Annotated in this window: 17 protein-coding genes; 12 read left to right on the top strand and 5 right to left on the bottom strand. The window is 61.4% G+C overall.

Annotation, left to right across the window (positions count from 1 at the left end):
- Window positions 1–13: 13 nt before the first annotated feature.
- From hslV to BSF40_RS07325, 4 genes are all read right to left on the bottom strand, one after another.
- The gene (gene hslV, locus BSF40_RS07310) at window positions 14–544 is read right to left on the bottom strand and encodes an ATP-dependent protease subunit HslV (RefSeq protein ID WP_007975582.1); all 531 of its coding nucleotides are present in this window, start codon (window positions 542–544) and stop codon (window positions 14–16) included.
- A gap of 247 nt (window positions 545–791) precedes the next feature.
- Complete coding sequence (locus BSF40_RS07315) at window positions 792–1499, bottom strand: SPOR domain-containing protein (protein ID WP_095964609.1); 708 nt, start codon at window positions 1497–1499, stop codon at window positions 792–794.
- Between the two features lies 1 nt (window position 1500).
- Window positions 1501–3237, bottom strand: a complete 1737-nt coding sequence (gene argS, locus BSF40_RS07320; RefSeq protein WP_095964610.1) for an arginine--tRNA ligase — start codon at window positions 3235–3237, stop codon at window positions 1501–1503.
- Between the two features lie 237 nt (window positions 3238–3474).
- Window positions 3475–5694: a primosomal protein N' gene (locus tag BSF40_RS07325; protein WP_095964611.1), complete on the bottom strand. Its 2220-nt coding sequence runs from the start codon at window positions 5692–5694 to the stop codon at window positions 3475–3477.
- Window positions 5695–5974: 280 nt separating this feature from the next.
- Between BSF40_RS07325 and rpmE the strand changes: the two genes are divergently transcribed.
- The 3 genes from rpmE to BSF40_RS07340 all read left to right on the top strand — a co-directional run bounded on the left by rpmE (window position 5975) and on the right by BSF40_RS07340 (window position 8469).
- Window positions 5975–6193: a 50S ribosomal protein L31 gene (rpmE, locus tag BSF40_RS07330; protein ID WP_008047849.1), complete on the top strand. Its 219-nt coding sequence runs from the start codon at window positions 5975–5977 to the stop codon at window positions 6191–6193.
- 35 nt (window positions 6194–6228) lie between these two features.
- Window positions 6229–7017, top strand: coding sequence for a thermonuclease family protein (locus BSF40_RS07335; RefSeq protein ID WP_095964612.1), 789 nt, complete (start codon window positions 6229–6231; stop codon window positions 7015–7017).
- 183 nt (window positions 7018–7200) lie between these two features.
- Entirely contained in the window at window positions 7201–8469 is a 1269-nt protein-coding gene (locus tag BSF40_RS07340; RefSeq protein WP_008047852.1) for a malic enzyme-like NAD(P)-binding protein, read from the top strand.
- A 264-nt stretch (window positions 8470–8733) separates the two neighbouring features.
- On the opposite strand, the gene BSF40_RS07345 is transcribed toward BSF40_RS07340, so the two are convergent.
- Complete coding sequence (locus BSF40_RS07345) at window positions 8734–11172, bottom strand: penicillin-binding protein 1A (RefSeq protein WP_371918067.1); 2439 nt, start codon at window positions 11170–11172, stop codon at window positions 8734–8736.
- Window positions 11173–11388: 216 nt separating this feature from the next.
- Here BSF40_RS07345 and BSF40_RS07350 point away from each other — a divergent pair, with 216 nt between their 5' ends.
- The 9 genes from BSF40_RS07350 (at window position 11389) to gltB (ending at window position 24421) form a co-directional block, all read left to right on the top strand.
- Window positions 11389–12453 (top strand): pilus assembly protein PilM, encoded by a 1065-nt coding sequence (locus BSF40_RS07350; RefSeq protein ID WP_095964614.1) that lies wholly within the window; start codon window positions 11389–11391, stop codon window positions 12451–12453.
- Window positions 12453–13019: a PilN domain-containing protein gene (locus BSF40_RS07355; RefSeq protein ID WP_095964615.1), complete on the top strand. Its 567-nt coding sequence runs from the start codon at window positions 12453–12455 to the stop codon at window positions 13017–13019. Before BSF40_RS07350 ends, BSF40_RS07355 begins: the two co-directional genes overlap by 1 nt.
- Window positions 13016–13639 carry a type 4a pilus biogenesis protein PilO gene (locus BSF40_RS07360; RefSeq protein ID WP_095964616.1) on the top strand — a complete coding sequence of 208 codons (624 nt, stop codon included), beginning with the start codon at window positions 13016–13018 and terminating at the stop codon, window positions 13637–13639. Before BSF40_RS07355 ends, BSF40_RS07360 begins: the two co-directional genes overlap by 4 nt.
- The gene (locus BSF40_RS07365; RefSeq protein WP_095964617.1) at window positions 13636–14163 is read left to right on the top strand and encodes a pilus assembly protein PilP; all 528 of its coding nucleotides are present in this window, start codon (window positions 13636–13638) and stop codon (window positions 14161–14163) included. The genes BSF40_RS07360 and BSF40_RS07365 overlap by 4 nt, the downstream gene beginning before the upstream one ends.
- A gap of 13 nt (window positions 14164–14176) precedes the next feature.
- Window positions 14177–16240, top strand: coding sequence for a type IV pilus secretin PilQ (pilQ, locus tag BSF40_RS07370; RefSeq protein WP_095964618.1), 2064 nt, complete (start codon window positions 14177–14179; stop codon window positions 16238–16240).
- 4 nt (window positions 16241–16244) lie between these two features.
- Complete coding sequence (gene aroK, locus BSF40_RS07375) at window positions 16245–16763, top strand: shikimate kinase AroK (RefSeq protein ID WP_015093141.1); 519 nt, start codon at window positions 16245–16247, stop codon at window positions 16761–16763.
- 150 nt (window positions 16764–16913) lie between these two features.
- On the top strand, window positions 16914–18014 hold the full coding sequence (gene aroB, locus BSF40_RS07380) for a 3-dehydroquinate synthase (protein ID WP_095964619.1): 1101 nt from the start codon (window positions 16914–16916) through the stop codon (window positions 18012–18014).
- 10 nt (window positions 18015–18024) lie between these two features.
- Window positions 18025–19626 (top strand): AAA family ATPase, encoded by a 1602-nt coding sequence (locus BSF40_RS07385; protein WP_095964620.1) that lies wholly within the window; start codon window positions 18025–18027, stop codon window positions 19624–19626.
- Window positions 19627–19975: 349 nt separating this feature from the next.
- A complete protein-coding gene (gene gltB, locus BSF40_RS07395; protein ID WP_095964621.1) occupies window positions 19976–24421 on the top strand; it encodes a glutamate synthase large subunit in 4446 nt (1481 codons plus the stop codon).
- Window position 24422 lies beyond the last annotated feature (1 nt).

Consider the following 24422-nt stretch of genomic DNA (forward strand, 5'->3'; position numbering starts at 1 on the left):
TGGCTGCACGGACTTACTCGGCGCAGTCCTGCTCCTCAATGGTCTGGGTGTGGTTGGTGAATACGCAGATGTCGCCGGCGATGCCGAGGGCGGTTTCGACAATTTCCCGGGCTGACAGGTCGGTCTTTTTCAGCAGCGCGCTAGCCGCGGCCTGGGCGTAGGCGCCACCGGAACCCATGGCGATCAGGCCGTCTTCGGGTTCGACCACGTCACCGTTGCCGGTAATGATCAGGGAGGCGTCCTTGTTGGCGACCGCGAGCATGGCTTCAAGGCGGCTCAGGGAGCGGTCGGTGCGCCATTCTTTGGCGAGTTCGACGGCGGCGCGCACCAGGTGGCCCTGGTGTTTTTCAAGCTGGCCTTCGAAACGTTCGAAGAGGGTAAAGGCGTCGGCGGTGGCACCGGCAAAACCGGCAATGACCTGGCCGTGGTACAGGCGGCGAACTTTTTTCGCGTTGCCTTTCATCACGGTATTACCAAGGGAAACCTGGCCGTCGCCGCCCATGACGACTTTGCCGTGGCGGCGAACTGAAACGATGGTGGTCAAGGGGAGAGTCTCCACGCAGCGGGGCGAAAATGCCTTATGCCCATTCATATGGGGGTGGTGGAGGGTTTTTCAACTGTAAGGCGAGAGAGGGGACGAGTGGTGTGAGCCAGATGGGAGCGCTGGTGTTTGCCAAGGCCCCTTCGCGAGCAAGCCCGCTCCCACATTGGATCGCGGTCGAATGTGGGAGCGGGCTTGCTCCGGGCGGCGTTCCGACGAAGAACGATGACACGGTGCCTGTGGCAGTCGATCAGCGGTTCTGGCGTTGTTGTAACAACAAATTGCTGAAACCGGCGCCGGCCAGTTGTTTCTGTGCCGTGGTCAGTTGCTCACGGTTGCTGAACGGACCCACTAATACCCGATACCAGGTTTCGTCCTTCACCGTACCGGACTCAACCGAAACGGCTTGGCCCAGCAGGATGATCTGCGCCCGAACCTTGTCCGCATCGGTCTCTTTGCGGAACGAGCCCGCCTGCAGGAAAAACTTCGTCACAGGCGCAGCCTTGACCGGTGGCGCTGGTGGCGGCGTGATCCCGGCCAATGCAGCCTGGGCGCGAGCCGTGTCGATCTTCGCCGCTTCGGCCGGGGTGACCGGCGTTGTCGGGATGGCCGGCACTTGCGGCGTTGGCAGGGTTTTTTCCGGCACGGCATCCGGCGGCACGATGACTTCCGATTCCGGCAGCAAGGTGTAGAAGTCGTACTTCGGCTTCACCGGTTGCGTCGGGCTCGGCGGGGTCTTGTTGGCCTCGGCGATCTTGCTGGCTTTCTGCTGTTGCTCGACCTTTTCACGCTTGACCGTGTCGCTGCCCTTGCCCGGTTCCAGCTTCATCAGGAACACGATGAACGCGCCGACCGTCAGGCCGATGACCATCCACAGCCAGCCCGGGATCGGTTGCTTTGCAGGAGCTTGGTAACGGCTGGCGCCACGCTTGGGTGCAGGTTTTTTCTTGGCAGCCAACTTACATACGCTCCAGAGTTTCCAGGCCCAAGAGTTCCAGGCCTTGCTTGAGGGTGCGTCCGGTCAGCGCGGCCAGGCGCAGGCGGCTCTGCATTTGTGCCGGGGTGTCGGCGGCAAGGATCGGGCAGTTCTCGTAGAAGCTGGAGAACAGGCCGGCGACGTCGTACAGGTAAGTGCAGAGGATGTGCGGGGTGCCTTTTTCGGACACGTTGTTCAGGATTTCACCGAACTGCGCGAGCTTCGCTGCCAGTTCGTGTTCGTGCGTCGCTTCGAGGACGATCTGGCCGTCGACTTCGCTGAAGTCCTTGCCGAGTTTGCGGAACACGCCGGCCACGCGGGTGTAGGCGTACAGCAGGTAGGGCGCGGTGTTGCCTTCGAAGTTGAGCATCAGGTCGAAGTTGAAGCTGTAGTCGCTGGTGCGGTGCTTGGACAGGTCGGCGTATTTCACTGCGCCGATGCCCACGACCTTGGCGATGTTGCGCAACTCGGCCTCGGCCAGCTCCGGGTTCTTGTCCTTGACCAGGGTGTAGGCACGCTCCTGGGCTTCGGTCAGCAGGTCGATCAACTTCACGGTGCCGCCGTCACGGGTCTTGAACGGACGGCCGTCAGCGCCGTTCATGGTGCCGAAGCCCATGTGTTCCATTTCCATCGGATGGGTCACGAAACCGGCTTTGCGCGCCACGGCGAACACCTGCTGGAAGTGCAGGGCCTGACGCTGGTCGACGAAGTACAGCGCACGATCGGCCTTGAGCTTGCCACTGCGGTAACGCACGGCCGCCAGGTCGGTGGTGGCGTAGAGATAGCCGCCGTCAGCCTTGACGATGATCACCGGCAGCGGGTCGCCGTCGGCGTTCTTGAACTCGTCGAGGAACACGCACTGGGCGCCGTTGCTCTCGACCAGCATGCCAGCGGCCTTCAAATCGTTGACCACGTTGATCAGGTCGTCGTTGTAGGCACTTTCGCCCATCACGTCGGCCATGGTCAGTTTGACGTTGAGCAGTTCGTAGATCTTCTGGCAGTGCGACAGCGAGATGTCCTTGAACTTGGTCCACAGTGCCAGGCAGTCGGCATCGCCGGCCTGCAGCTTGACCACCAGGCCACGGGCGCGGTCGGCAAACTCTTCGGATTCGTCGAAGCGTTGCTTGGCGGCGCGGTAGAAGTTCTCCAGGTCCGACAGCTCGTCGCTGGTGATCGGGTTTTCCTGCAGGTAAGCCATCAGCATGCCGAACTGGGTGCCCCAGTCGCCGACGTGGTTCTGACGGATCACGGTGTCGCCGAGGAATTCGAGAACGCGGGCCACGCCGTCGCCGATGATGGTCGAGCGCAGGTGGCCGACGTGCATCTCCTTGGCCAGGTTCGGTGCCGACAGGTCAACCACGGTGCGCTGTACCGGGCCGGCCTTGCGCACGCCGATGTGGTCATCGGCCAGGGCAGCGTCCAGGCGGGTCGCCAGGGCGTCGGTGTTCTGGAAGAAGTTCAGGAAGCCGGGACCTGCGATTTCGGTCTTGGAAACGTTTTCGTCAGCCGGCAGCGCGGCGATGATTTTTTCCGCCAGATCGCGGGGCTTCATGCCGGCCGGTTTGGCCAGCATCATGGCAATGTTGCTGGCGAAGTCGCCGTTCTTCTTGTCGCGGGAGTTTTCCACCTGGATCGCCGGCGACAGGCCTTCAGGCAACACACCTTCGTTGACGAGTTGGGTGATGGCTTGTTGGATCAGCTGGCGAATGGTGTCTTTCATGGTCTTCTCTTTCGACCGCAGGCGCGGCGGCGCATCATGCGCTGGTGGAAAAACTGGGCATTATCCGTTGCGAAGACGGGCTTGCCAACCTTAGCAGGCAGGTTGTGGATGTGTGGTGACAATTAGGGCCTCTTCGCGAGCAAGCCCGCTCCCACAGGTTTCGAGGTGGATACAAAATGTAGTTCCCCCCGGAGATCCACTGTGGGAGCGGGCTTGCTCGCGAAGGCAGTCCCAAAATTAATACAAATCGACCGGGTCAACATCGAGCGACCAACGCACCGCTCGACCGCTCGGCATCTGCTCCAGCACCAACAACCAAGTGGCCAGCAACCGATGCAGCGGCGCCCGGGCCGTCGCCTGCAACAACAGCTGGGCACGATAACGCCCGGCCCGTCGCTCCATCGGCGCCGGCACCGGCCCCAACAGTTCGATCCCGGTCAAACCCTGTTCGGCCAGCAAGCGCTCGGCCTCGCTGCACGCCTCATCGAGAAAACCTTCGGCCTGGCCCGGTTTATGCGCTTCGGCCCGCAACAACGCCAAATGCGCAAACGGCGGCAAGCCAGCCGCGCGGCGTTCGCTCAGGGCCTGTTCGGCGAAAGCGAAATAGCCTTGCTCGGTCAGTTGCACCAGCAGCGGGTGGTCGGCCAGGTGCGTCTGGATAATCACCTTGCCCGGCTCTTCGGCGCGGCCTGCGCGGCCGGCGACCTGGACGATCAACTGCGCCATGCGCTCGCTGGCGCGGAAGTCGCCGGAGAACAGGCCGCCGTCGGCGTCGAGGATCGACACCAGCGTCACCCGGGGGAAGTGGTGGCCTTTGGCAAGCATTTGCGTGCCGATCAGAATGCACGGCTGGCCTTTCTGAATGGTCGCGAACAGCTGGTTCATCGCGTCCTTGCGCGATGTGCTGTCGCGGTCGACCCGCAGCACCGGATAGTCCGGGAACAGAATCGCCAGGCGCTCCTCGGCCCGCTCGGTGCCGGCGCCGACGGGGCGCAGATCGACCTTGTTGCATTTCGGGCACTGGCGCGGCACGCGTTCGACGTAGCCGCAGTGGTGGCAGCGCAGCTCGCCGTAACGCTGATGCACGGTCATTCGCGCATCGCAGCGCTGACACTCGGACATCCAGCCGCAATCGTGACACAGCAGGGTCGGGGCGAAGCCGCGGCGGTTGAGGAACACCAGTACCTGCTGCCCGGCGGCCAGGGTCTGGCCGATGGCCTGCTGCATCGGCCCGGAAATGCCACTGTCCAGCGGGCGGCTTTTCACGTCCAGGCGCAGGAAACGCGGCTGCTTGGCGCCACCGGCGCGCTCGTTCAAGCGCAAGAGTCCGTAGCGGCCGGTGTAGGCGTTGTGCAGGCTTTCCAGCGAGGGCGTGGCGGAGCCGAGGACGATCGGGATGTTTTCCTGTCGCGCCCGCACCAGCGCCAGATCGCGGGCGTGGTAGCGCAAGCCTTCCTGCTGTTTATAGGAACCGTCGTGCTCTTCGTCGATGATGATCAGGCCGGGGTTCTTCATCGGCGTGAACAGGGCAGAACGGGTGCCGATAATGATGTCGGCCTCGCCGTCCCGGGCGGCCAGCCAGGCATCAAGGCGTTCGCGATCATTGACCGCCGAATGGATCAGCGCGATGCGGGCATTGAAGCGCTGTTCGAAGCGCGCCAGGGTCTGCGGGCCGAGGTTGATTTCCGGGATCAGCACCAGTGCCTGCTTGCCGGCCTCGAGGGTTTCGCGGATCAACTGCAGATAGACTTCGGTCTTGCCGCTGCCGGTGACGCCGGCCAGCAGGAACGCGTGGTAACTGTCGAAGCCGGCGCGAATGGCCTCATAGGCGGCGCGCTGCTCCGGGTTCAGCGGCAGTTCCGGTTGCGCCAGCCAGTGTTCGTGGCGTGCACCGGGGGCGTGGCGACGGATCTCGACCTGCACCAACTCCTTGGCCAGCAGCAAGTCCAGGCTGTCCTTGCTCAGCATCAGTTTGCTCAGCAACTGATGGGCGACGCCGTGGGGATGCTGGGCCAGCGTGGCCAGGGCTTCACGCTGGCGCGGGGCGCGGGCGATGCGCGGATCATCGAGGCTGGCGCCTGGCGTGGCAGACCAGAAGCGTTCCTGGCGCGTCTCCGCCAGCTCACCCTGGCGCAGCAGCACCGGCAATGCCCAGCTCAAGGTGTCGCCGAGGCTGTGCTGGTAATACTGGGAGGTCCACAGGCACAGCTTGAACAGCGCAGGCGGCAGCGGTGGCGTAGCGTCGAGCAAGGCCAGGGCCGGCTTGAGTTTCTCGGCCGCCACTTCGCTGGTATCGGTGACTTCCACCAGAATCCCGATCATCTCGCGCCGGCCGAACGGTACCCGCAGGCGCATGCCGGGGTGCAGTTGGGCACGCAGGACGCCGGCCGGAGCGCGGTAGTCGAACAGGCGGCGCAGCGGCGAAGGCAGGGCGAGGCGCAGAATGGCGTCGGGCACGCGGGGATCTCGATCAGCGGAATAAACAGCAGGGCTACGACCTGTGGGAGCGGGCTTGCTCGCGAAGACGGGGTGTCAGTCAGCATTAAGTAGCCTGACACACCGCTTTCGCGAGCAAGCCCGCTCCCACAGGGGCGGCGATTTGGCCGGGAGCCTAGCAGACGACTGGTTTGAGCGACAGCTTGCGTGAACAGGATTGTCTGGTAGAATCCGCGGCCTAATTACGTGCGGTATTCAACAATAGTGTTGGGTGGCGGCACGCTAGCCCGAGGAAAACACCATGAAAGCTGATATCCATCCAGAATACCCGGCAGTTGCTGTTACCTGCAGCTGCGGCAACAAGTTCGAAACCCGTTCGACCTTCGGCAAAGCCCTGGCGATCGACGTTTGCAACGAATGCCACCCGTTCTACACCGGTAAGCAGAAGACTCTGGACACTGGCGGCCGCGTTCAGCGTTTCGCAGACCGTTTCGGTGCTTTCGGCGCGAAAAAGGCCTAAGGCCGATCAACTTGGGAAGCCGCTGCGGTTTTTCCATGCTGATGAAAAAGGCGTCCCTCGCGGGCGCCTTTTTTGTGTCCGCGATTTGGCTGCCTGGCGCGCAGGCCATTTGTCCGACACCAGGCGGCCTGACGTCCGTCGCGGTGCAGCGGGTGGTGGATGGCGACACCCTGCGTCTGAGCGATGGCCGCAATGTGCGCATGATTGGCTTGAACACGCCGGAGCTGGGCAAGCAGGGCCGTTCCGACGAACCCTTCGCCGTGGCCGCACGCAAACGCCTTGAGGCATTGGTGGCGGCGAGTGACGGGCGAGTCGGGTTGGTGCCCGGCAAAGAAAGCAAGGATCATTACGGCCGCACGCTGGCCCATGTCTATGGCGCGGATGGCGCCAACCTGGAAGCGCAAATGCTCGCCGAAGGCTTGGGTTTCCAGGTGGCCGTGGCGCCGAATGTCGATCTGGTCGCCTGTCAGCAAGCTGCAGAGCGCAACGCTCGACAGGCCGGGCTTGGTGTGTGGCGCCAGTCGCCTGTACTGAAGGCGGAGCAGATCGTCACTTCCGGTTTTGCCGTGCTCAGCGGTCGTGTGAGCAAGGTGCAGCGCAATCGAGGTGGGGTTTGGATCGAGTTGCAGGACTCGGTTGTATTGCGCGTTGCACCCAATCTGCTGGCGCGTTTCGATGTGAATTCGCTGGAAAGCCTCAAGGGCAAGCAGATCGAGGCGCGCGGCTGGGTGCTGGATCGTTCGCGACGTGGCGGACTGAAAGAAGGGCAGGCGCGCTGGATGTTGCCCTTGACCGACCCGGCGATGCTTCAAGCGGTACAGTGATAAAAAATTGTAGACATTTTTTCAGTCAATTGTGAACAGTCTAAGCCTTGTGTGCCGTGGCTCTTGGCCCAAAGTCGTAGGGGCGGGCGCTTGACAGGGGTGACCAGTCAGTCTTGTGGGGACTTTGCGAGGCGCGTATCCTCGCTGACCAGTCTGTCCAACAGTAAAAAGCGGAATGCCAAAATGTCTGATCTGAAAACTGCCGCTCTCGAATATCACGCCAATCCTCGTCCAGGGAAGCTGAGTGTCGAGCTCACCAAGGCCACTGCTACCGCTCGCGACCTGTCGCTGGCCTACAGCCCGGGCGTAGCCGAGCCAGTACGCGAGATCGCCCGCGATCCCGAGCTGGCCTACAAGTACACCGGCAAAGGCAACCTGGTTGCAGTCATTTCCGATGGCACCGCGATTCTCGGCCTGGGTAACCTCGGCCCATTGGCCTCCAAGCCAGTGATGGAAGGTAAAGGCGTACTGTTCAAGCGCTTCGCCGGCATCGACGTTTTCGACATCGAAGTCGACTCCGAAAGCCCGCAGGCCTTCATCGACACCGTCAAGCGCATCTCCATCACCTTCGGTGGCATCAACCTGGAAGACATCAAGGCACCCGAGTGCTTTGAAATCGAACGCGCTCTGATCGAGCAGTGCGATATTCCGGTATTCCACGATGACCAGCACGGCACCGCTATCGTGACCGCGGCCGGCATGATCAACGCCCTGGAAATCGCTGGCAAAACCCTGCCGGAAGCCAAGATCGTCTGCCTGGGTGCCGGCGCCGCCGCCATCTCCTGCATGAAGTTGCTGGTGAGCATGGGCGCCAACATCGAAAACATCTACATGGTCGACCGTACCGGTGTGATCCACTCCGGCCGTGACGACCTGAACCAGTACAAGGCTGTGTTCGCTCACGCGACCGACAAGCGCACCCTGGCTGACGCCCTGCAAGGCGCTGACGTGTTCGTAGGCCTGTCCGGCCCGAACCTGCTGAGTGCTGAAGGCCTGCTGTCGATGGCACCGAACCCGATCGTGTTCGCGTGCTCCAACCCTGATCCGGAAATCTCCCCGGAGCTGGCGCACGCCACCCGTAGCGACGTGATCATGGCGACCGGTCGTTCCGACTACCCGAACCAGGTCAACAACGTACTGGGCTTCCCGTTCATCTTCCGTGGTGCCCTGGACGTTCGCGCCAAGCGCATCAACGAAGAAATGAAAGTGGCTGCGGCCAACGCCCTGCGTGAACTGGCCAAGCTGCCAGTGCCTCAGGAAGTGTGCGACGCCTATGGCGGCATCAAACTGGAATTCGGCCGTGAGTACATCATTCCGAAGCCAATGGATGCCCGTCTGATCACCCTGATCTCCGATGCCGTGGCTAAAGCCGCCATCGAGACCGGTGTGGCGACCCTGCCGTATCCGAAGAACTACCCGCTCAAAAGCGTGGATGACGTGTTCAACGGCTAAGCCGTTGTAACGCTTCAACCGATAGCCCTGGCTCATTTGAGTCGGGGCTTTTTATTGCCTGCTGCTTATGTGTTGTCTGTACAGGCCTCTTCGCGGGCAAGCCTGCTCCCACAGGGTCGGAGGTGTACATAAAACCTGTGTTCACCATCGCCCACTGTGGGAGCGGGCTTGCCCGCGAAGAGGCCGTACCAGGCAACATCAAAACCGGCAGGCAAAAAAAGCCCCGCACTTCTTTCGAAGGCGGGGCTTTCATCATTGCTGCAATCAGAATAAATCGATCGGCGCTGCCTCATCCGCTGGCAATGGACTGCCCGGCGCATTGCCGTTACCGAGCTCGTTGCCCGACGGCGGCGTATCTTCGGCCTTGAACAGCTCGAAGTAGGCGCCTGGCGTGCCCGGGCTGGCCGCGCGGCCGCTGACCGGGTCGACCCGCAGGCTCAGAAGGCCTTCCGGCTCCGCTTGCGTATGCGGCGGCTTGTCTTTGAGTGCTGCGCCCATGTAGTTCATCCAGATCGGCAGCGCGACGGTGCCGCCGAATTCCTTGCGGCCCAGGCTTTCCGGCTGGTCGAAACCGGTCCATACGGTGGTCACGTAATCGGCGTTGTAACCGGAGAACCATGCGTCCTTGGATTCGTTGGTCGTACCGGTCTTGCCGGCGATGTCCGGGCGGCCCAGGGCCAGTGCGCGGCGACCGGTGCCGAGCTTGATCACGTCCTCAAGCATGCTGTTGAGGATGTACGTGGTGCGCCCGTCAACGATGCGTTCGGCCACGGCGGGTGCCTGTGGCGTCGGTGCAGCGCCCGGGGTCTCGCCCGGCGTTGCATTGACCGTGAAGGCTTGAGGTGCCGGTGCGGCAATGCCATCGCTGGCAGCGCCGCCCTGAGGCACGCTCGGCGGATTGGCGACGAACAGCGTGTCGCCGTTGCGGCTTTCAATCCTGTCGATGATGTACGGGGTGATCTTGTAGCCGCCGTTGGCGAAGGTGCTCCAGCCGGTGGCGATCTCCATTGGCGTCAGGGTCGCGGTGCCCAGCGCCAGGGACAGGTTGGGTGGCAGGTCCTGTTTGTTGAAGCCGAAGCGAGCGATGTAGTCGATGGTCTTGCCAACGCCCATCGCTTGCAGCAAGCGGATCGACACCAGGTTGCGCGACTTGTACAGCGCTTCACGCAGGCGGATCGGGCCGAGGAACGTGTTGGTGTCGTTTTTCGGCCGCCAGACTTTGTCCAGATACTCGTCGACGAACACGATCGGGGCATCGTTCACCAGGCTGGAGGCCGTGTAGCCGTTATCCAGTGCGGCGGCGTAGACGAACGGTTTGAAGCTCGAACCCGGCTGGCGCTTGGCCTGCAGTGCGCGGTTGTAGTTGCTCTGTTCGAAAGCGAAGCCGCCGACCAGGGCGCGAATGGCACCGTTCTGTGGGTCCAGGGACACCAGCGCGCCCTGGGCCTGCGGGATCTGGCTGAACTTCAGCGAGTTGTCCGGCTGACGCTGCACGCGAATCAGGTCGCCGACCTGAGCCACGTCCGAAGGCTGCTTCGGGTTGGCGCCCATGCTGTTGGTGTTCAGGAACGGACGGGCCCACTTCATGGTGTCCCAGCTGACGTGTTCCTGGCCGGTGCGGGTCAGCACCTGCAGGCCGCTCTTGTCGACCTGGGTCACGATGGCCGGTTCCAGGCCGCTGATGGTGCGTTGCTTGGTCAACTCGGTTACCCAGGCTTCACGCGTCTTGCCCGGAAGCCGCGACTCGGGGCCGCGATAGCCGTGGCGCTGATCGTAGGTCATCAGGCCTTCGTGGACGGCGGTGTTGGCCAGTTCCTGAAGGTCGCTCGGCACCGTGGTGGTGACGCGGAAGCCTTCGGTATACGCGTCGCTGCCATAACGCCCGACCATTTCGGCACGGGCCATTTCGGCGATGTACGGCGCGTTCACTTCCGGAGTCGGTACGTGATAGCTGGCGTTCAGCGGCTCGTTGATCGCGGCGGTGTAGTCGGCCTCGCTGATTTTGCCCAGTTTGTACATGCGCCCCAGGATCCAGTCGCGACGCTCCTTGCTGCGCGCCGGGTTGGCCAGCGGGTTGAAGCGCGATGGTGCCTTCGGCAGGCCGGCAATCATTGCCATCTGCGCCAGGCTGACATCGCGGATCGATTTGCCGTAATAGACCTGCGCCGCCGCCTCGATGCCGTACGCACGGTTACCCAGGTAGATCTTGTTGACGTACAGCTCGAGGATCTCGTCCTTGGTCAGTTGTCGTTCGATCTGCAGGGCCAGCAGGATCTCGGTGGTCTTGCGCGAAAAGCTGCGTTCGCTGGTCAGGAAGAAGTTCTTCGCCACCTGCATGGTGATCGTGCTGCCACCGGACTGGATGTGTCCGCTTTTGATCAGTTGGGTCGCGGCACGCATCAGGCTGCTGGGATCGACGCCATAGTGGTTGGCGAAATTGTCGTCCTCAGCACTTAGTAACGCATTAATGAAATTGGGGGGAATGTCGGCGAAACGGATCGGTGTGCGGCGCATTTCGCCGAACTCTGCAATCAACTTGTTATCGCTGCTGTAGACCCGCAAAGGAATCTGCAACTGGATGCTTCTCAGCGCCTCCACGGACGGCAGCCCGGGACTAAGGTAGAGGTACGTCCCGCTCAGACCCAGAAGGAGTCCGCAGAAAACCGCGACGATGGACCAACCGAAAAACTTCAGCAGACGAATCAAGGCTTTTGGATATCCAGGGTAAAAATGAATTGGGCAACAGGGTTCAGGCTAAATGAGAACGACCCGCGCTTGAGCAAATGCGGAAAAAAACGCTGGGCATTATAAGCATTTTTCTGATCGGGAGCGCGGTTGGCGCTGCTGTCAAGACGGGCGGATTGAACGCAATGGACATTGCAGAGTCCGTAACTCACGGAAAGTCATAGGGAATTGGTAGTGCCAGGACTCTTCAACAAAAAATCCAGTACGCTCCTCGGAATCGATATCAGCTCTACCTCGGTAAAGCTTCTGGAATTGAGCCGTCAGGGCGAACACTTCCGGGTCGAGGCTTATGCGGTCGAGCCTTTGCCCGTCGGCGCGGTGATCGAAAAGAACATCGCTGACCTCGAGGGCGTGGGGCTGGCCCTCGCGCGCGCGCTGACCAGGGCCAGAACCGGCCTCAAGGGTGTGGCCGTGGCTGTGGCAGGCTCGGCGGTGATCACCAAGATCATCGAGATGGATGCCGCTCTTTCCGAAGACGAAATGGAAAGCCAGCTGAAGATCGAGGCGGATCAATACATTCCTTATCCCCTGGATGAAGTCGCGATCGACTTTGAAGTCCAGGGCACCTGCGCGCGCAACCCGGAGCGGGTCAACGTGCTGCTCGCGGCTTGCCGCAAGGAAAACGTCGAGGTCCGCGAGGCAGCCCTGGCTCTGGCCGGACTGACCGCTCGCGTAGTCGATGTCGAGGCCTATGCACTGGAGCGTTCATTCGGGTTGCTGGCCAGTCGGCTTGCGGTTTCCGAGGAACCTTTGACGGTCGCAGTGGTGGACATCGGCGCCACCATGACCACCCTGAGCGTGCTGCACAACGGGCGGATTATCTACACCCGTGAGCAACTGTTCGGCGGTCGGCAGTTGACCGGGGAAATCCAGCGTCGCTATGGCCTGACGCTGGAGCAGGCGAGTCTGGCGCAAAGGAAGGGCGGCCTGCCGGAAGATTATGCCGGTGAGGTCTTGCAGCCCTTTCAACAGGCACTGGTGCAGCAGGTGTCGCGCTCGTTGCAGTTCTTCTTTGCTGCCGGCCAGTACAGCGCCGTCGACCATATCCTGCTGGCCGGCGGTACCGCGTCGGTTCCGGGGCTGGACCGTTTGATCGAGCAGCAATTGGGCGCGCCGACCCTGATCGCGAACCCTTTTTCCGACATGACGCTGGGCAGCAAGGTCAATGGTGCCGCCCTGACGAGTGATGCCCCGGCGTTGATGATCGCCTGTGGTCTTGCCCTCAGGAGCTTCGACTGATGGCACGGATCAACCTTTTACCCTGGCGAGAGGAGCGGCGTGAAGTTCGCCGCAAACGCTTCCTGCTGGTCCTGGTGGCCGCTATGGCGGGTACGATGGGTGCGGTGCTGGTTGCCAACCAGGCCATCAGCCGTGCCATCGACCGGCAAATCGCCCGTAACGATTACATCGGCAGGCAAATCGCCGTGGTCGATGAGCGGATCACGCAGATCAATGATCTCAAGGAACGCCGCCAACAACTGATCGAGCGCATGCGCATCATTCAGGGTCTGCAGGACAATCGCCAAATCAGCGGGCGAATGTTTGACCAGTTGGCGCGGGCACTGCCTGACGGCGTGTATTTCACCGAAGTGAGAATGACCGGAAAGACCTTGTCCATCACCGGTGCCGCGCAATCCAACAACCGTGTTTCAGACTTGATGCGCAACCTCGAGGCATCAGACTGGTTTGATGCGCCGAGCCTGACCGAAGTCAAGGCCGCAGCTGCCGGTCAGGTGGAGCAGGCCAACGTCTTCCAGTTGACCGTTCGCCAGACTCAACCCGCAGCCCCGGAGGGCGGCAAATGAGCCTGTCCGAATGGTTCGAAGGGCTGCGCAAGATCGACATCAATGAGCTGGACACCAGCAACATGGGAGCCTGGCCGCCGGCGATCAAGTGTCTGGTGGCCGGTTTGCTGATGCTTGTGGTGCTGGCCTTGGGCTACAACTTTTCCACTCGCGACCTCGAGAGCCAGCTCGATCTGAAGCGTGAGGAAGAGTCGACGCTCAAGGAACAGTTCGCCGGTAAAGCGCGCATGGCGGCGAATCTCGATCTCTACACCCGACAGTTGAAGGAGATGGAGAGCGCTTTCAGCGTGCTGTTGCGACAACTGCCCGGCGACACCGAAGTGCCCGGCTTGCTGGAAGACATCACACGTACAGGTTTGGGCAGCGGCCTGGAGTTCGAAGAGATCAAGCTGCTGCCCGAGGTCGCTCAGCCGTTCTACATCGAGTTGCCGATCCAGATCATGGTCACCGGGGGGTACCACGACCTGGCCACCTTCGTCAGTGGCGTGGCCGGGTTGCCGCGAATCGTCACCTTGCACGATTTCGACCTTGTCCCCGTCAGTCCCCAGGGGGCTCCGAAACTGCGCTTGAGCATCCTCGCCAAGACCTACCGCTACAACGAAATGGGGCGGCATCCATGAATCCGGCACGTTGTTTTCCGATGGTGCTGTTGCTGTCTGTTCTGTCCGGCTGCGGCGCTGGCGATGACTACAGCGATCTGGACGCTTACCTGAGCGAAATACGCCTGCGCGGGCCGGGCAGTATTGAACCAACGCCGGTATTCCGGTCTTACCCGGCATTCACCTACGACGCAGCGAACCTGCGCAGTCCGTTTTCACCACAGCTCAGCACTGATCTGGCGGCCCATCGGCGGGGTTCGCGCAACGTCAAGCCCGACCCTGACCGGGTCAGGCAATACCTCGAAGGTTTCAACATCGAGCAGTTTGAAATGGTCGGCACCCTTTCCAATGCGACAGGCTCCTTTGCCCTGTTGCGCGGGGCGGGTGGCGTGCACCGCCTGAAGGTCGGTGATTACCTGGGGCGTAACGACGGACGAATCGTTGCGATCAGTGGTTCGCAAGTCGATGTGGTTGAAATTGTCCCTGATGGTCAGGGTGCGTGGCTGGAGCGTCCCCGGACCATCCCTTTGAAAGAGCACTCATAGTGGAACCCGAATAATGAACAGGATTTTCTCCGCCTTCGGCCTTTCGCTATGGATAGCGATGTTGTCGCCGATGGTACAAGCGGCCAATCTCAAGGCGCTGGATGTCGCTGCGCTGCCGGGAGACCGGGTCGAGTTGAAGTTGTCGTTCGATGCGCCGCCCCCGTTGCCTCAGGGCTACATGACTGAGTCGCCGGCCCGGATTGCGCTGGATTTGCCGGGTGTCGTCAGTCAGTTGGCCAGCAAGACTCGCGATCTCGGTAGTGGAAATGCCCGTAGTGCAACGGTGGTGGAGGCCGGGGGGCGTATGCGATTGATCATCAACCTGGCTCAGTCGGCCCCGTACGACTCGCGAATTGAAGGCAACAATTTGCTGGTGGTTGTCGGGCAGGGTGTCAAACCGTCGACACCCAGGCCGGCGGCCCCGGCAATGCCGGCACGCACCGCTGCGACGCCAGGCAAGGCCATTCGGGGTGTGGATTTTCAGCGAGGGACGCAGGGCGAGGGCAACGTGGTGATCGACTTGTCGGACCCGTCGATTGCGCCCGACATACAACAGCGCGAGGGCAAGATTATTGTCGGGTTTGCCAAAACCCGATTGCCCGAGCCGTTGCGCGTGCGTCTGGATGTGAAGGATTTCGCCACCCCCGTGCAGTTCGTCAAGGCCAGCGCGAGCGGCGATCGAGCCATCATCAGCATCGAGCCCGGTGGTGCGTTCGATTACTCGACCTATCAGACCGACAGCAAGCTCACGGTCAGCGTTCGCCCGGCGACGGTCGACGACCTGCAAAAACGCAATGTCGGGCCACAGGCTTACAGCGGCGAGAAGCTTTCGCTGAACTTCCAGGACATCGATGTGCGGTCGGTGCTGCAATTGATCGCCGATTTTACCAACCTCAATCTGGTGGCCAGCGATACGGTGCAGGGTGGCATCACGTTGCGCCTGCAGAACGTGCCGTGGGATCAGGCGCTGGATCTGGTGCTGAGAACCAAGGGGCTGGACAAGCGCAAGGTCGGTAATGTCCTGCTTGTTGCGCCGGCCGATGAAATTGCTGCCCGTGAGCGACAGGAACTGGAATCACAAAAGCAGATTGCCGATCTGGCGCCGTTGCGCCGTGAACTGTTGCAGGTGAATTACGCCAAGGCGGCGGACATCGCCAAGCTCTTCCAGTCGGTGACCAGTGCCGAAGCGAAACCCGACGAGCGGGGGTCGATCACTGTCGACGAGCGCACCAACAACATCATTGCCTACCAGACCCAGGACCGGCTTGATGAGCTGCGCAGGATCGTCACGCAGCTGGATATCCCTGTGCGTCAGGTCATGATCGAGGCGCGCATTGTCGAAGCCAACGTCGACTATGACAAAAGCCTCGGGGTGCGTTGGGGCGGATCGATACAGAACCGGGGAAACTGGAGCACCTCCGGTGTCAGCAATGGACTCAACGGGTCATCGACCATCGGCACGCCCGGCAGTACCAGCACCAACTCGCCGTTCGTCGACATGGGCGTAGCCAACAACACCTCGGGAATCGGCATCGCGTTCATCACCGATAACGTCTTGCTGGACCTGGAACTGACGGCCATGGAGAAAACCGGCAACGGGGAAATCGTCTCGCAACCCAAGGTGGTCACGTCCGACAAGGAAACCGCCAAGATCCTCAAGGGCACCGAAATTCCCTATCAGGAGGCCAGTTCCAGTGGCGCGACTTCGGTGTCGTTCAAGGAGGCGTCGCTGTCGCTGGAGGTGACGCCGCAGATCACGCCCGACAACCGGATCATCATGGAGGTCAAGGTGACCAAGGACGAGCCGGACTACCTGAACAAGGTCCAGGATGTACCGCCGATCAAGAAAAACGAGGTCAACGCCAAGGTCCTGGTCAACGATGGCGAGACCATCGTCATTGGCGGCGTTTTCTCAAATACTCAGAGCAAGGTCGTAGATAAGGTGCCATTTCTTGGCGATGTGCCGTATCTTGGCCGCCTTTTCCGGCGTGATGTGGTTTCGGAGAAAAAATCCGAGCTGCTGGTATTCCTCACTCCGCGTATCATGAACAATCAGGCGATTGCTGTGAGTCATTGATTCTGTGCGAAATTTGATTCTTGTAGGACCGATGGGTGCTGGAAAAAGCACCATCGGCCGGTTGCTGGCCAAAGAGCTGCGCCTGCCATTCAAAGATTCCGATAAGGAAATTGAATTGCGCACGGGCGCCAATATCCCTTGGATCTTCGATAAAGAAGGCGAACCGGGCTTTCGTGATCGCGAGCAGGCAATGATTGCCGAGCTGTGCGATTACGACGGAGTGGTGCTGGCGACAGGTGGTGGCGCGGTCATGCGCGAAGCCAATCGTCGGGCACTGCATGCCGGTGGGCGGGTGGTTTATCTGCATGCGTCGGTCGAGCAGCAGGTCGGCCGCACGGCCCGTGACCGCAATCGACCATTGTTGCGAACTGCCGATCCGGCCAAGACCCTTCGGGATCTGTTGGCGATCCGCGATCCGCTTTACCGGGAAATTGCCGACCTGGTGGTCGAAACCGATGAGCGACCGCCACGAATGGTCGTACTCGACATTCTAGAGCGCCTGCAGCAGTTGCCACCCCGTTAAAGCGCCGCGCGAAATGCGCTATCCTCGGCGTTTGGCCATGACCGCTCAAGGTTGTGGCAGATGGCTACCGAACGGCGTCACACCAGCAGATGCCGTGGATATTCGTTAACTCAAGGCAGGACGCCTGATTCATCTTCACTGTGGGGACACATGCAGACACTCAAGGTTGATCTAGGCGAGCGCAGCTACCCGATTCATATTGGCGAAGGTTTGTTGGATCAGCCCGAGCTGCTGGCCCCGCACATTCGCGGACGGCAAGTGGCGATCGTCTCCAACGAGACTGTTGCACCGCTCTATCTTGAGCGTCTGACCCGCAGCCTGGCGCAGTACTCGGTGATTTCCGTGGTGCTGCCCGACGGTGAAGCCTTCAAGACCTGGGAAACCCTGCAGCTGATTTTCGACGGTCTGCTGACCGCGCGACATGACCGCCGCACCACGGTGATCGCCCTCGGTGGCGGTGTGATCGGTGACATGGCCGGCTTTGCCGCCGCCTGCTACCAGCGCGGCGTCGATTTCATCCAGGTTCCGACCACGCTGCTGTCGCAGGTCGACTCCTCGGTGGGCGGCAAGACCGGGATCAACCATCCGCTGGGCAAGAACATGGTCGGCGCCTTCTATCAGCCGAACGTGGTGCTGATCGATACCGCCAGCCTCAATACCCTGCCGGCGCGCGAACTGTCCGCCGGTCTGGCTGAAGTCATCAAGTACGGGCTGATCTGTGATGAGCCGTTCCTGACCTGGCTCGAAGACAACGTCGACCGCCTGCGCAACCTGGATCAGCAAGCCCTGACCTATGCCATCGAGCGCTCTTGCGCAGCCAAGGCCGCGGTGGTCGGTGCCGATGAGAAAGAGACGGGCGTTCGTGCCACGTTGAACCTGGGCCACACGTTTGGCCACGCCATCGAAACCCACATGGGCTATGGTGTCTGGCTACATGGAGAGGCGGTGGCTGCTGGCACCGTAATGGCGCTGGAAATGTCCGCGCGACTGGGCTGGATCAGCGAGCAGGAGCGTGATCGCGGCATTCGTCTGTTCCAGCGTGCAGGGCTGCCGGTCATCCCGCCAGAAGAGATGACAGAAGCCGATTTCCTCGAACATATGTCCATTGATAAAAAAGTGATCGACGGTCGTTTGCGCCTGGTGCTGCTGCGCCGCATGGGTGAAGCGGTGGTGACCGACGATTATCCGAAAGAGGTTCTACAGGCCACGCTGGGGGCAGACTACCGCGCCCTGGCTCAGCTTAAAGGTTAATAAGAACACGATGACTAGTTTGCATGCCGACGAGGCTTTCCTCGGCCATTACCAGTTGAGTCATGACCCTTTTGCTCCACGGGTGCCTGGCTTCAAATTTTTCCCGGCCCAGCGCAAACCCGTGCTGGGGCAGTTGCATCACCTGGCCCGCTACAGTCAGCTGTTGCTGGTGGTCACCGGTCCCGAGGGCAGTGGCAAGACCCTGCTGCGTCAGGCCCTGGTCGCCAGCACCAACAAGCAGTCGGTACAAAGCGTGGTGGTGTCCGCCCGTGGCGCCGGCGATGCGGCCGGCGTGCTGCGTCAGGTGGCCCAGGCGCTGAATGTCGCCCAGGCGGATGCCGACGCTATTCTGGCCCAGGTGGTGCAGCTTGCACTCATCGGGCAGGAAGTCTATTTGCTGGTCGATGACGCCGAACAGCTCGATGAGTCCGGCCTTGAAGTTCTGATGGTCCTGGCGGCCGGTGCGCCTGAAGGTCGCCCGCATGTGTTCCTGTTCGGCGAGACCTCGCTGATCGCTCAGCTTGAGGCTTTGCATCTCGAGGAAGAGCGATTCCACGTCATCGAACTGCAGCCCTATACCGAGGACGAAACCCGCGAGTATCTGGAGCAGCGGCTCGAGGGCGCTGGCCGCGGCATCGAACTTTTCACCGCGAATCAGATCTCTGATATTCACGAAAGCTCCGAAGGTTGGCCTGGCAGCATCAATCAGGTCGCCCGCGATGCGATGATCGAAGCCATGATCGCCAGCCGCTCTGCGGTCAAGCGTCCAAAAATGGGGTTCAATATGCCGAAGAAACACGTATTGGCGATTTCCGCCGTAGTCGTGGTTGCGGTAGCTGCCGCCTGGATGATGCCGGGTCGCAACAAGGCACCGACCACCGGTGCGCCCGCCAATGAACAGGCGCAACTGCCGCTTGGCCAGGGCCAGCCAACCGCGAATGGCGGTGCTCCGGCCGTCGAATTCGCCGGCAACACGCAGCCGATGCCGTTGCCGTTGGTCGGCAACTCGCAACCGGTCATGCGCGCCCCGCTGGCTGAGGCCGCAGGCGGCATTACCGAAGGCGACGACGGCGTTCCGGTTGAAGGCTCCAGCGCCACACCGCCGACGGTGACCACCACCGCGCCGCCTGTGGGCGTTCCTGCCGGCCCTGCGCCGACGCCGGCTGCCAAACCGACACCTGCGCCGGCACCTGCGCCGACTCAGGTCGCCACCGCCAAGCCAGCCCCTGCTCCAGTGGCCAAGCCTGCTCCAGCGCCAGCCAAGCCAGCCGTTGCTGCGGCGGCCAAGCCTGCCGAGAAACCGGCTCCGGCGGCCAAAGCGGCTGGTGGCACCTGGTACGCCGGTCAGGCACCGGGCAACTACGTGGTGCAAATCCTCGGCACCAGCTCCGAAACGGCCGCGCAAAGCTTCGTCAAGGAGCAGGGCGGCGAGTACCGCTATTTCAAGAAAGTCCTCAATGGCAAGCCGCTCTACGTGATCACCTACGGCAACTTCGCCAATCGTGATGCAGCCGTTTCCGCCATCAAGGCCTTGCCAGCGAAGGTTCAGGCTGGTAAACCTTGGCCTCGCACTGTCGCCAGCGTCCAACAGGAACTGGCAACAACTCGCTGAAGATTCGGCGGCCTTACCCAGGCCGCCTCTCCAAGCACCTCAAAATTTCTACAAGTGCGCGCTGCCTTCCAGGCTGCGTGCCTTGTGGTGTCTGCGTCATAGTAGTCTTTGAGTCGTTGCGGTCAAAATTAAAAAAGTTTTGACTAGCACAGCAGATCGCTTTAAACCTTTCACAAATGCGACATGGATTTGCGACATTTCGTCGTCAAATTTGTGAGGCCAAGTGTCGGTGTGTACAATGACCTCCCTTTTGTCCCCGCAAAGCTGGCGTACGTTCGGCGCGGATGGCAAGTGGTTGAATTGAAAAGAAATTTGCCTCGATCAGAGGCAGCCTGGTGAGAAAGTGTCTATGAAAGCAGGTCTGTACCAACCAGATGAATTCAAGGATAACTGTGGTTTCGGCCTGATAGCCCATATGCAGGGCGAGCCCAGTCATACCCTTTTGCAAACGGCCATCGAGGCCCTGACCTGCATGACCCACCGCGGTGGGATTAATGCCGACGGCAAGACCGGTGACGGTTGCGGTCTGCTGATTCAAAAGCCGGACGTGTTCCTGCGAGCCATCGCCCAGGAAACCTTCGGCGTCGAAATGCCCAAGCAATATGCGGTGGGCATGGTCTTCTTCAACCAGGACCCGGTCAAAGCCGAAGCCGCTCGCGAGAACATGAACCGCGAGATCCTGGCCGCTGGCCTGCAACTGGTCGGCTGGCGCAAAGTGCCGATCGACACCAGCGTCCTCGGCCGCCTGGCCCTTGAGCGCCTGCCACAGATCGAGCAAGTGTTCATCGGTGGTGAAGGCCTGAGCGACCAGGACATGGCCGTCAAGCTGTTCACCTCCCGTCGTCGCTCGTCCGTGGCCAACGCCGCCGACACAGACCACTACGTCTGCAGCTTTTCGCACAAGACCATCATTTACAAAGGCCTGATGATGCCGGCGGACTTGACCGCCTTCTATCCGGACCTGAGCGATGAGCGCCTGCAAACCTCGATTTGCGTGTTCCACCAGCGCTTCTCCACCAACACCCTGCCCAAATGGCCGCTGGCTCAACCGTTCCGCTTCCTGGCGCACAACGGCGAGATCAACACCATCACCGGCAACCGCAACTGGGCCGTGGCCCGTCGCACCAAGTTCACCAACGACCTGATGGACCTGGAAGAGCTCGGCCCGCTGGTCAACCGCGTGGGTTCGGACTCCTCGAGCATGGACAACATGCTGGAGCTGATGGTCACCGGTGGCATCGACCTGTTCCGTGGCGTGCGGATGATCATTCCGCCAGCGTGGCAGAACGTCGAGACCATGGACCCGGATCTGCGTGCGTTCTACGAATACAACTCGATGCACATGGAACCGTGGGACGGTCCGGCTGGCGTGGTAATGACCGACGGTCGCTACGCGGTGTGCCTGCTCGACCGTAACGGTCTGCGTCCGGCGCGTTGGGTCACCACCAAGAACGGTTTCATCACCCTGGCTTCGGAAATCGGTGTCTGGAACTACCAGCCTGAAGATGTGATCGCCAAGGGTCGTGTGGGCCCGGGCCAGATCTTTGCCGTGGACACCGAAACCGGTCAGATCCTCGACACCGATGCGATCGATAACCGCCTGAAGTCCCGTCATCCGTACAAGCAATGGCTGCGCAAGAATGCCCTGCGCATCCAGGCGACCATGGAAGACAACGACCACGGTTCGGCGTTCTACGACGTCGATCAGCTCAAACAGTACATGAAGATGTACCAGGTCACGTTCGAAGAGCGCGACCAGGTGCTGCGTCCACTCGGCGAACAGGGCTACGAAGCCGTGGGCTCGATGGGCGACGATACGCCGATGGCCGTGCTGTCCCAGCGCGTGCGCACGCCGTACGACTATTTCCGCCAGCAGTTCGCGCAGGTCACCAACCCGCCGATCGACCCGCTGCGTGAAGCCATCGTCATGTCGCTGGAAATCTGCCTCGGTGCCGAGCGCAACATTTTCCAGGAGTCGCCGGAACACGCCTCGCGCGTGATCCTCAGCTCGCCGGTCATTTCCCCGGCCAAGTGGCGCTCGCTGATGAACCTCGATCGTCCGGGCTTCGAGCGCGCGATCATCGATCTGAACTACGACGAAAGCGTCGGCCTCGAAGCGGCCATCCGCAACGTCGCCGATCAGGCCGAAGAAGCCGTGCGCGCCGGTCGTACCCAGGTTGTGCTGAGTGACCGTCACATTGCCCCGGGCAAGTTGCCGATCCACGCTTCGCTCGCCACCGGCGCGGTGCACCACCGCCTGACCGAAAAAGGCCTGCGCTGCGACTCCAACATCCTGGTGGAAACCGCGACCGCTCGCGATCCGCATCACTTCGCCGTGTTGATCGGTTTCGGTGCCTCTGCCGTTTATCCGTTCCTGGCTTATGAAGTGCTGGGTGACCTGATCCGTACCGGTGAAGTACTGGGCGACCTCTATGAGGTGTTCAAGAACTACCGTAAAGGCATCACCAAGGGCCTGCTGAAGATCCTGTCGAAGATGGGCATCTCGACCATCACTTCGTACCGCGGTGCGCAGTTGTTCGAGGCCATCGGCCTGTCCGAGGAGGTCTGCAACCTGAGCTTCCGTGGCGTGCCGAGCCGTATCAAGGGTGCGCGTTTCGTCGACATCGAAGCCGAGCAGAAAGCCCTGGCCACCGAAGCCTGGAGTCCGCGCAAGCCGATCCAGCAAGGCGGCCTGCTGAAGTTCGTCCACGGTGGCGAATATCACGCGTACAACCCGGACGTGGTCAACACCCTGCAGGCGGCTGTGCAGCAGGGCGACTACAGCAAGTTCAAGGAATACACCTCGCTGGTGGACAACCGCCCGGTGTCGATGATCCGCGACCTGCTGAAAGTCAAAACCCTCGACACTCCGTTGGATATGAGCGAGATCGAACCGCTGGAATCGGTGCTCAAACGCTTCGACTCCGCTGGTATCTCCCTGGGCGCCCTGTCGCCGGAAGCTCACGAAGCCCTGGCCGAAGCCATGAACCGCCTCGGTGCGCGTTCCAACTCCGGCGAAGGCGGCGAAGACCCGGCACGCTACGGCACCATCAAGAGCTCGAAAATCAAGCAGGTTGCCACTGGCCGCTTCGGTGTGACTCCGGAATACCTGGTCAACGCTGAAGTGCTGCAGATCAAGGTCGCCCAGGGCGCCAAGCCGGGCGAGGGTGGTCAACTGCCGGGCGGTAAAGTGAACGGTCTGATCGCCAAGCTGCGTTACGCAGTGCCAGGCGTGACCCTGATCTCGCCTCCACCGCACCACGACATCTACTCGATCGAAGACTTGTCGCAGCTGATTTTCGACCTGAAACAAGTCAACCCGAAAGCGCTGGTCTCGGTGAAGCTGGTAGCGGAAGCGGGCGTCGGCACCATCGCCGCCGGTGTGGCCAAGGCCTACGCGGACCTGATCACCATCTCCGGCTACGACGGTGGCACCGGTGCATCGCCGCTGACCTCGATCAAATACGCGGGCGCGCCGTGGGAACTCGGCCTGGCCGAAACCCACCAGACCCTGCGCGGCAACGACCTGCGCGGCAAGGTCCGGGTACAGACCGACGGCGGCCTGAAAACCGGCCTCGACGTGATCAAGGCGGCCATCCTCGGCGCTGAAAGCTTCGGCTTCGGCACCGCGCCGATGATCGCCCTGGGCTGCAAATACCTGCGCATCTGCCACCTGAACAACTGCGCCACCGGCGTCGCGACCCAGAACGAGAAGCTGCGCAAGGACCACTACATCGGTACCGTCGACATGGTGGTGAACTTCTTCACCTACGTCGCCGAAGAAACCCGTGAGTGGCTGGCCAAGCTGGGCGTGCGTTCCCTCGAGGAGCTGATCGGCCGTACCGATCTGCTGGAAGTCCTCGAAGGCCAGACCGCCAAGCAGCATCACCTCGACCTGACTCCGTTGCTGGGCAGCGACCACGTGCCGGCGGACAAACCGCAGTTCTGTGGCGTGGACCGCAACCCGCCGTTCGACAAAGGCCTGCTGGCCGAGAAAATGGTCGACATGGCCACCTCGGCGATCAACGACCTGAGCGGCGCTGAATTCGCCCTGGATATCTGCAACTGCGACCGTTCCATTGGTGCACGGATCTCCGGCGAAATCGCGCGCAAGCACGGCAACCAGGGCATGGCCAATGCGCCGATCACCTTCCGCTTCAAGGGCACTGCGGGCCAGAGTTTCGGTGTGTGGAACGCCGGCGGCCTGAACATGTATCTGGAAGGCGACGCCAACGACTACGTCGGCAAGGGCATGACCGGCGGCAAGCTGGTGATCGTGCCGCCGAAGGGCAGCGTCTACCGCACCCAGGACAGTGCCATCATCGGCAACACCTGCCTGTACGGCGCTACCGGCGGCAAGCTGTTCGCCGCTGGCACCGCGGGCGAGCGCTTCGCCGTGCGTAACTCCGGTGCCCACACTGTCGTGGAAGGCACTGGCGATCACTGCTGCGAGTATATGACCGGTGGCTTCGTCTGCGTATTGGGCAAGACCGGTTACAACTTCGGCTCTGGCATGACCGGCGGTTTCGCCTATGTGCTCGACCAGGACAACACCTTCGTTGACCGGGTCAACCACGAACTGGTGGAAATCCAGCGGATCAGCGGCGAGGCGATGGAAGCCTACCGTAGCCACCTGCAACGCGTGCTGAACGAGTACGTCGAGGAGACCGACAGCGAGTGGGGTCGTGAACTCGCCGAGAACCTCGATGATTACTTGCGTCGTTTCTGGCTGGTCAAACCTAAGGCGGCGAACTTGAAATCTCTGCTCTCCAGTACTCGTGCGAATCCGCAGTAAC

Origin of the sequence: Pseudomonas sp. ACN5 (assembly GCF_002303975.1) — a bacterium.
Classification (GTDB): domain Bacteria; phylum Pseudomonadota; class Gammaproteobacteria; order Pseudomonadales; family Pseudomonadaceae; genus Aquipseudomonas; species Aquipseudomonas laurylsulfatiphila.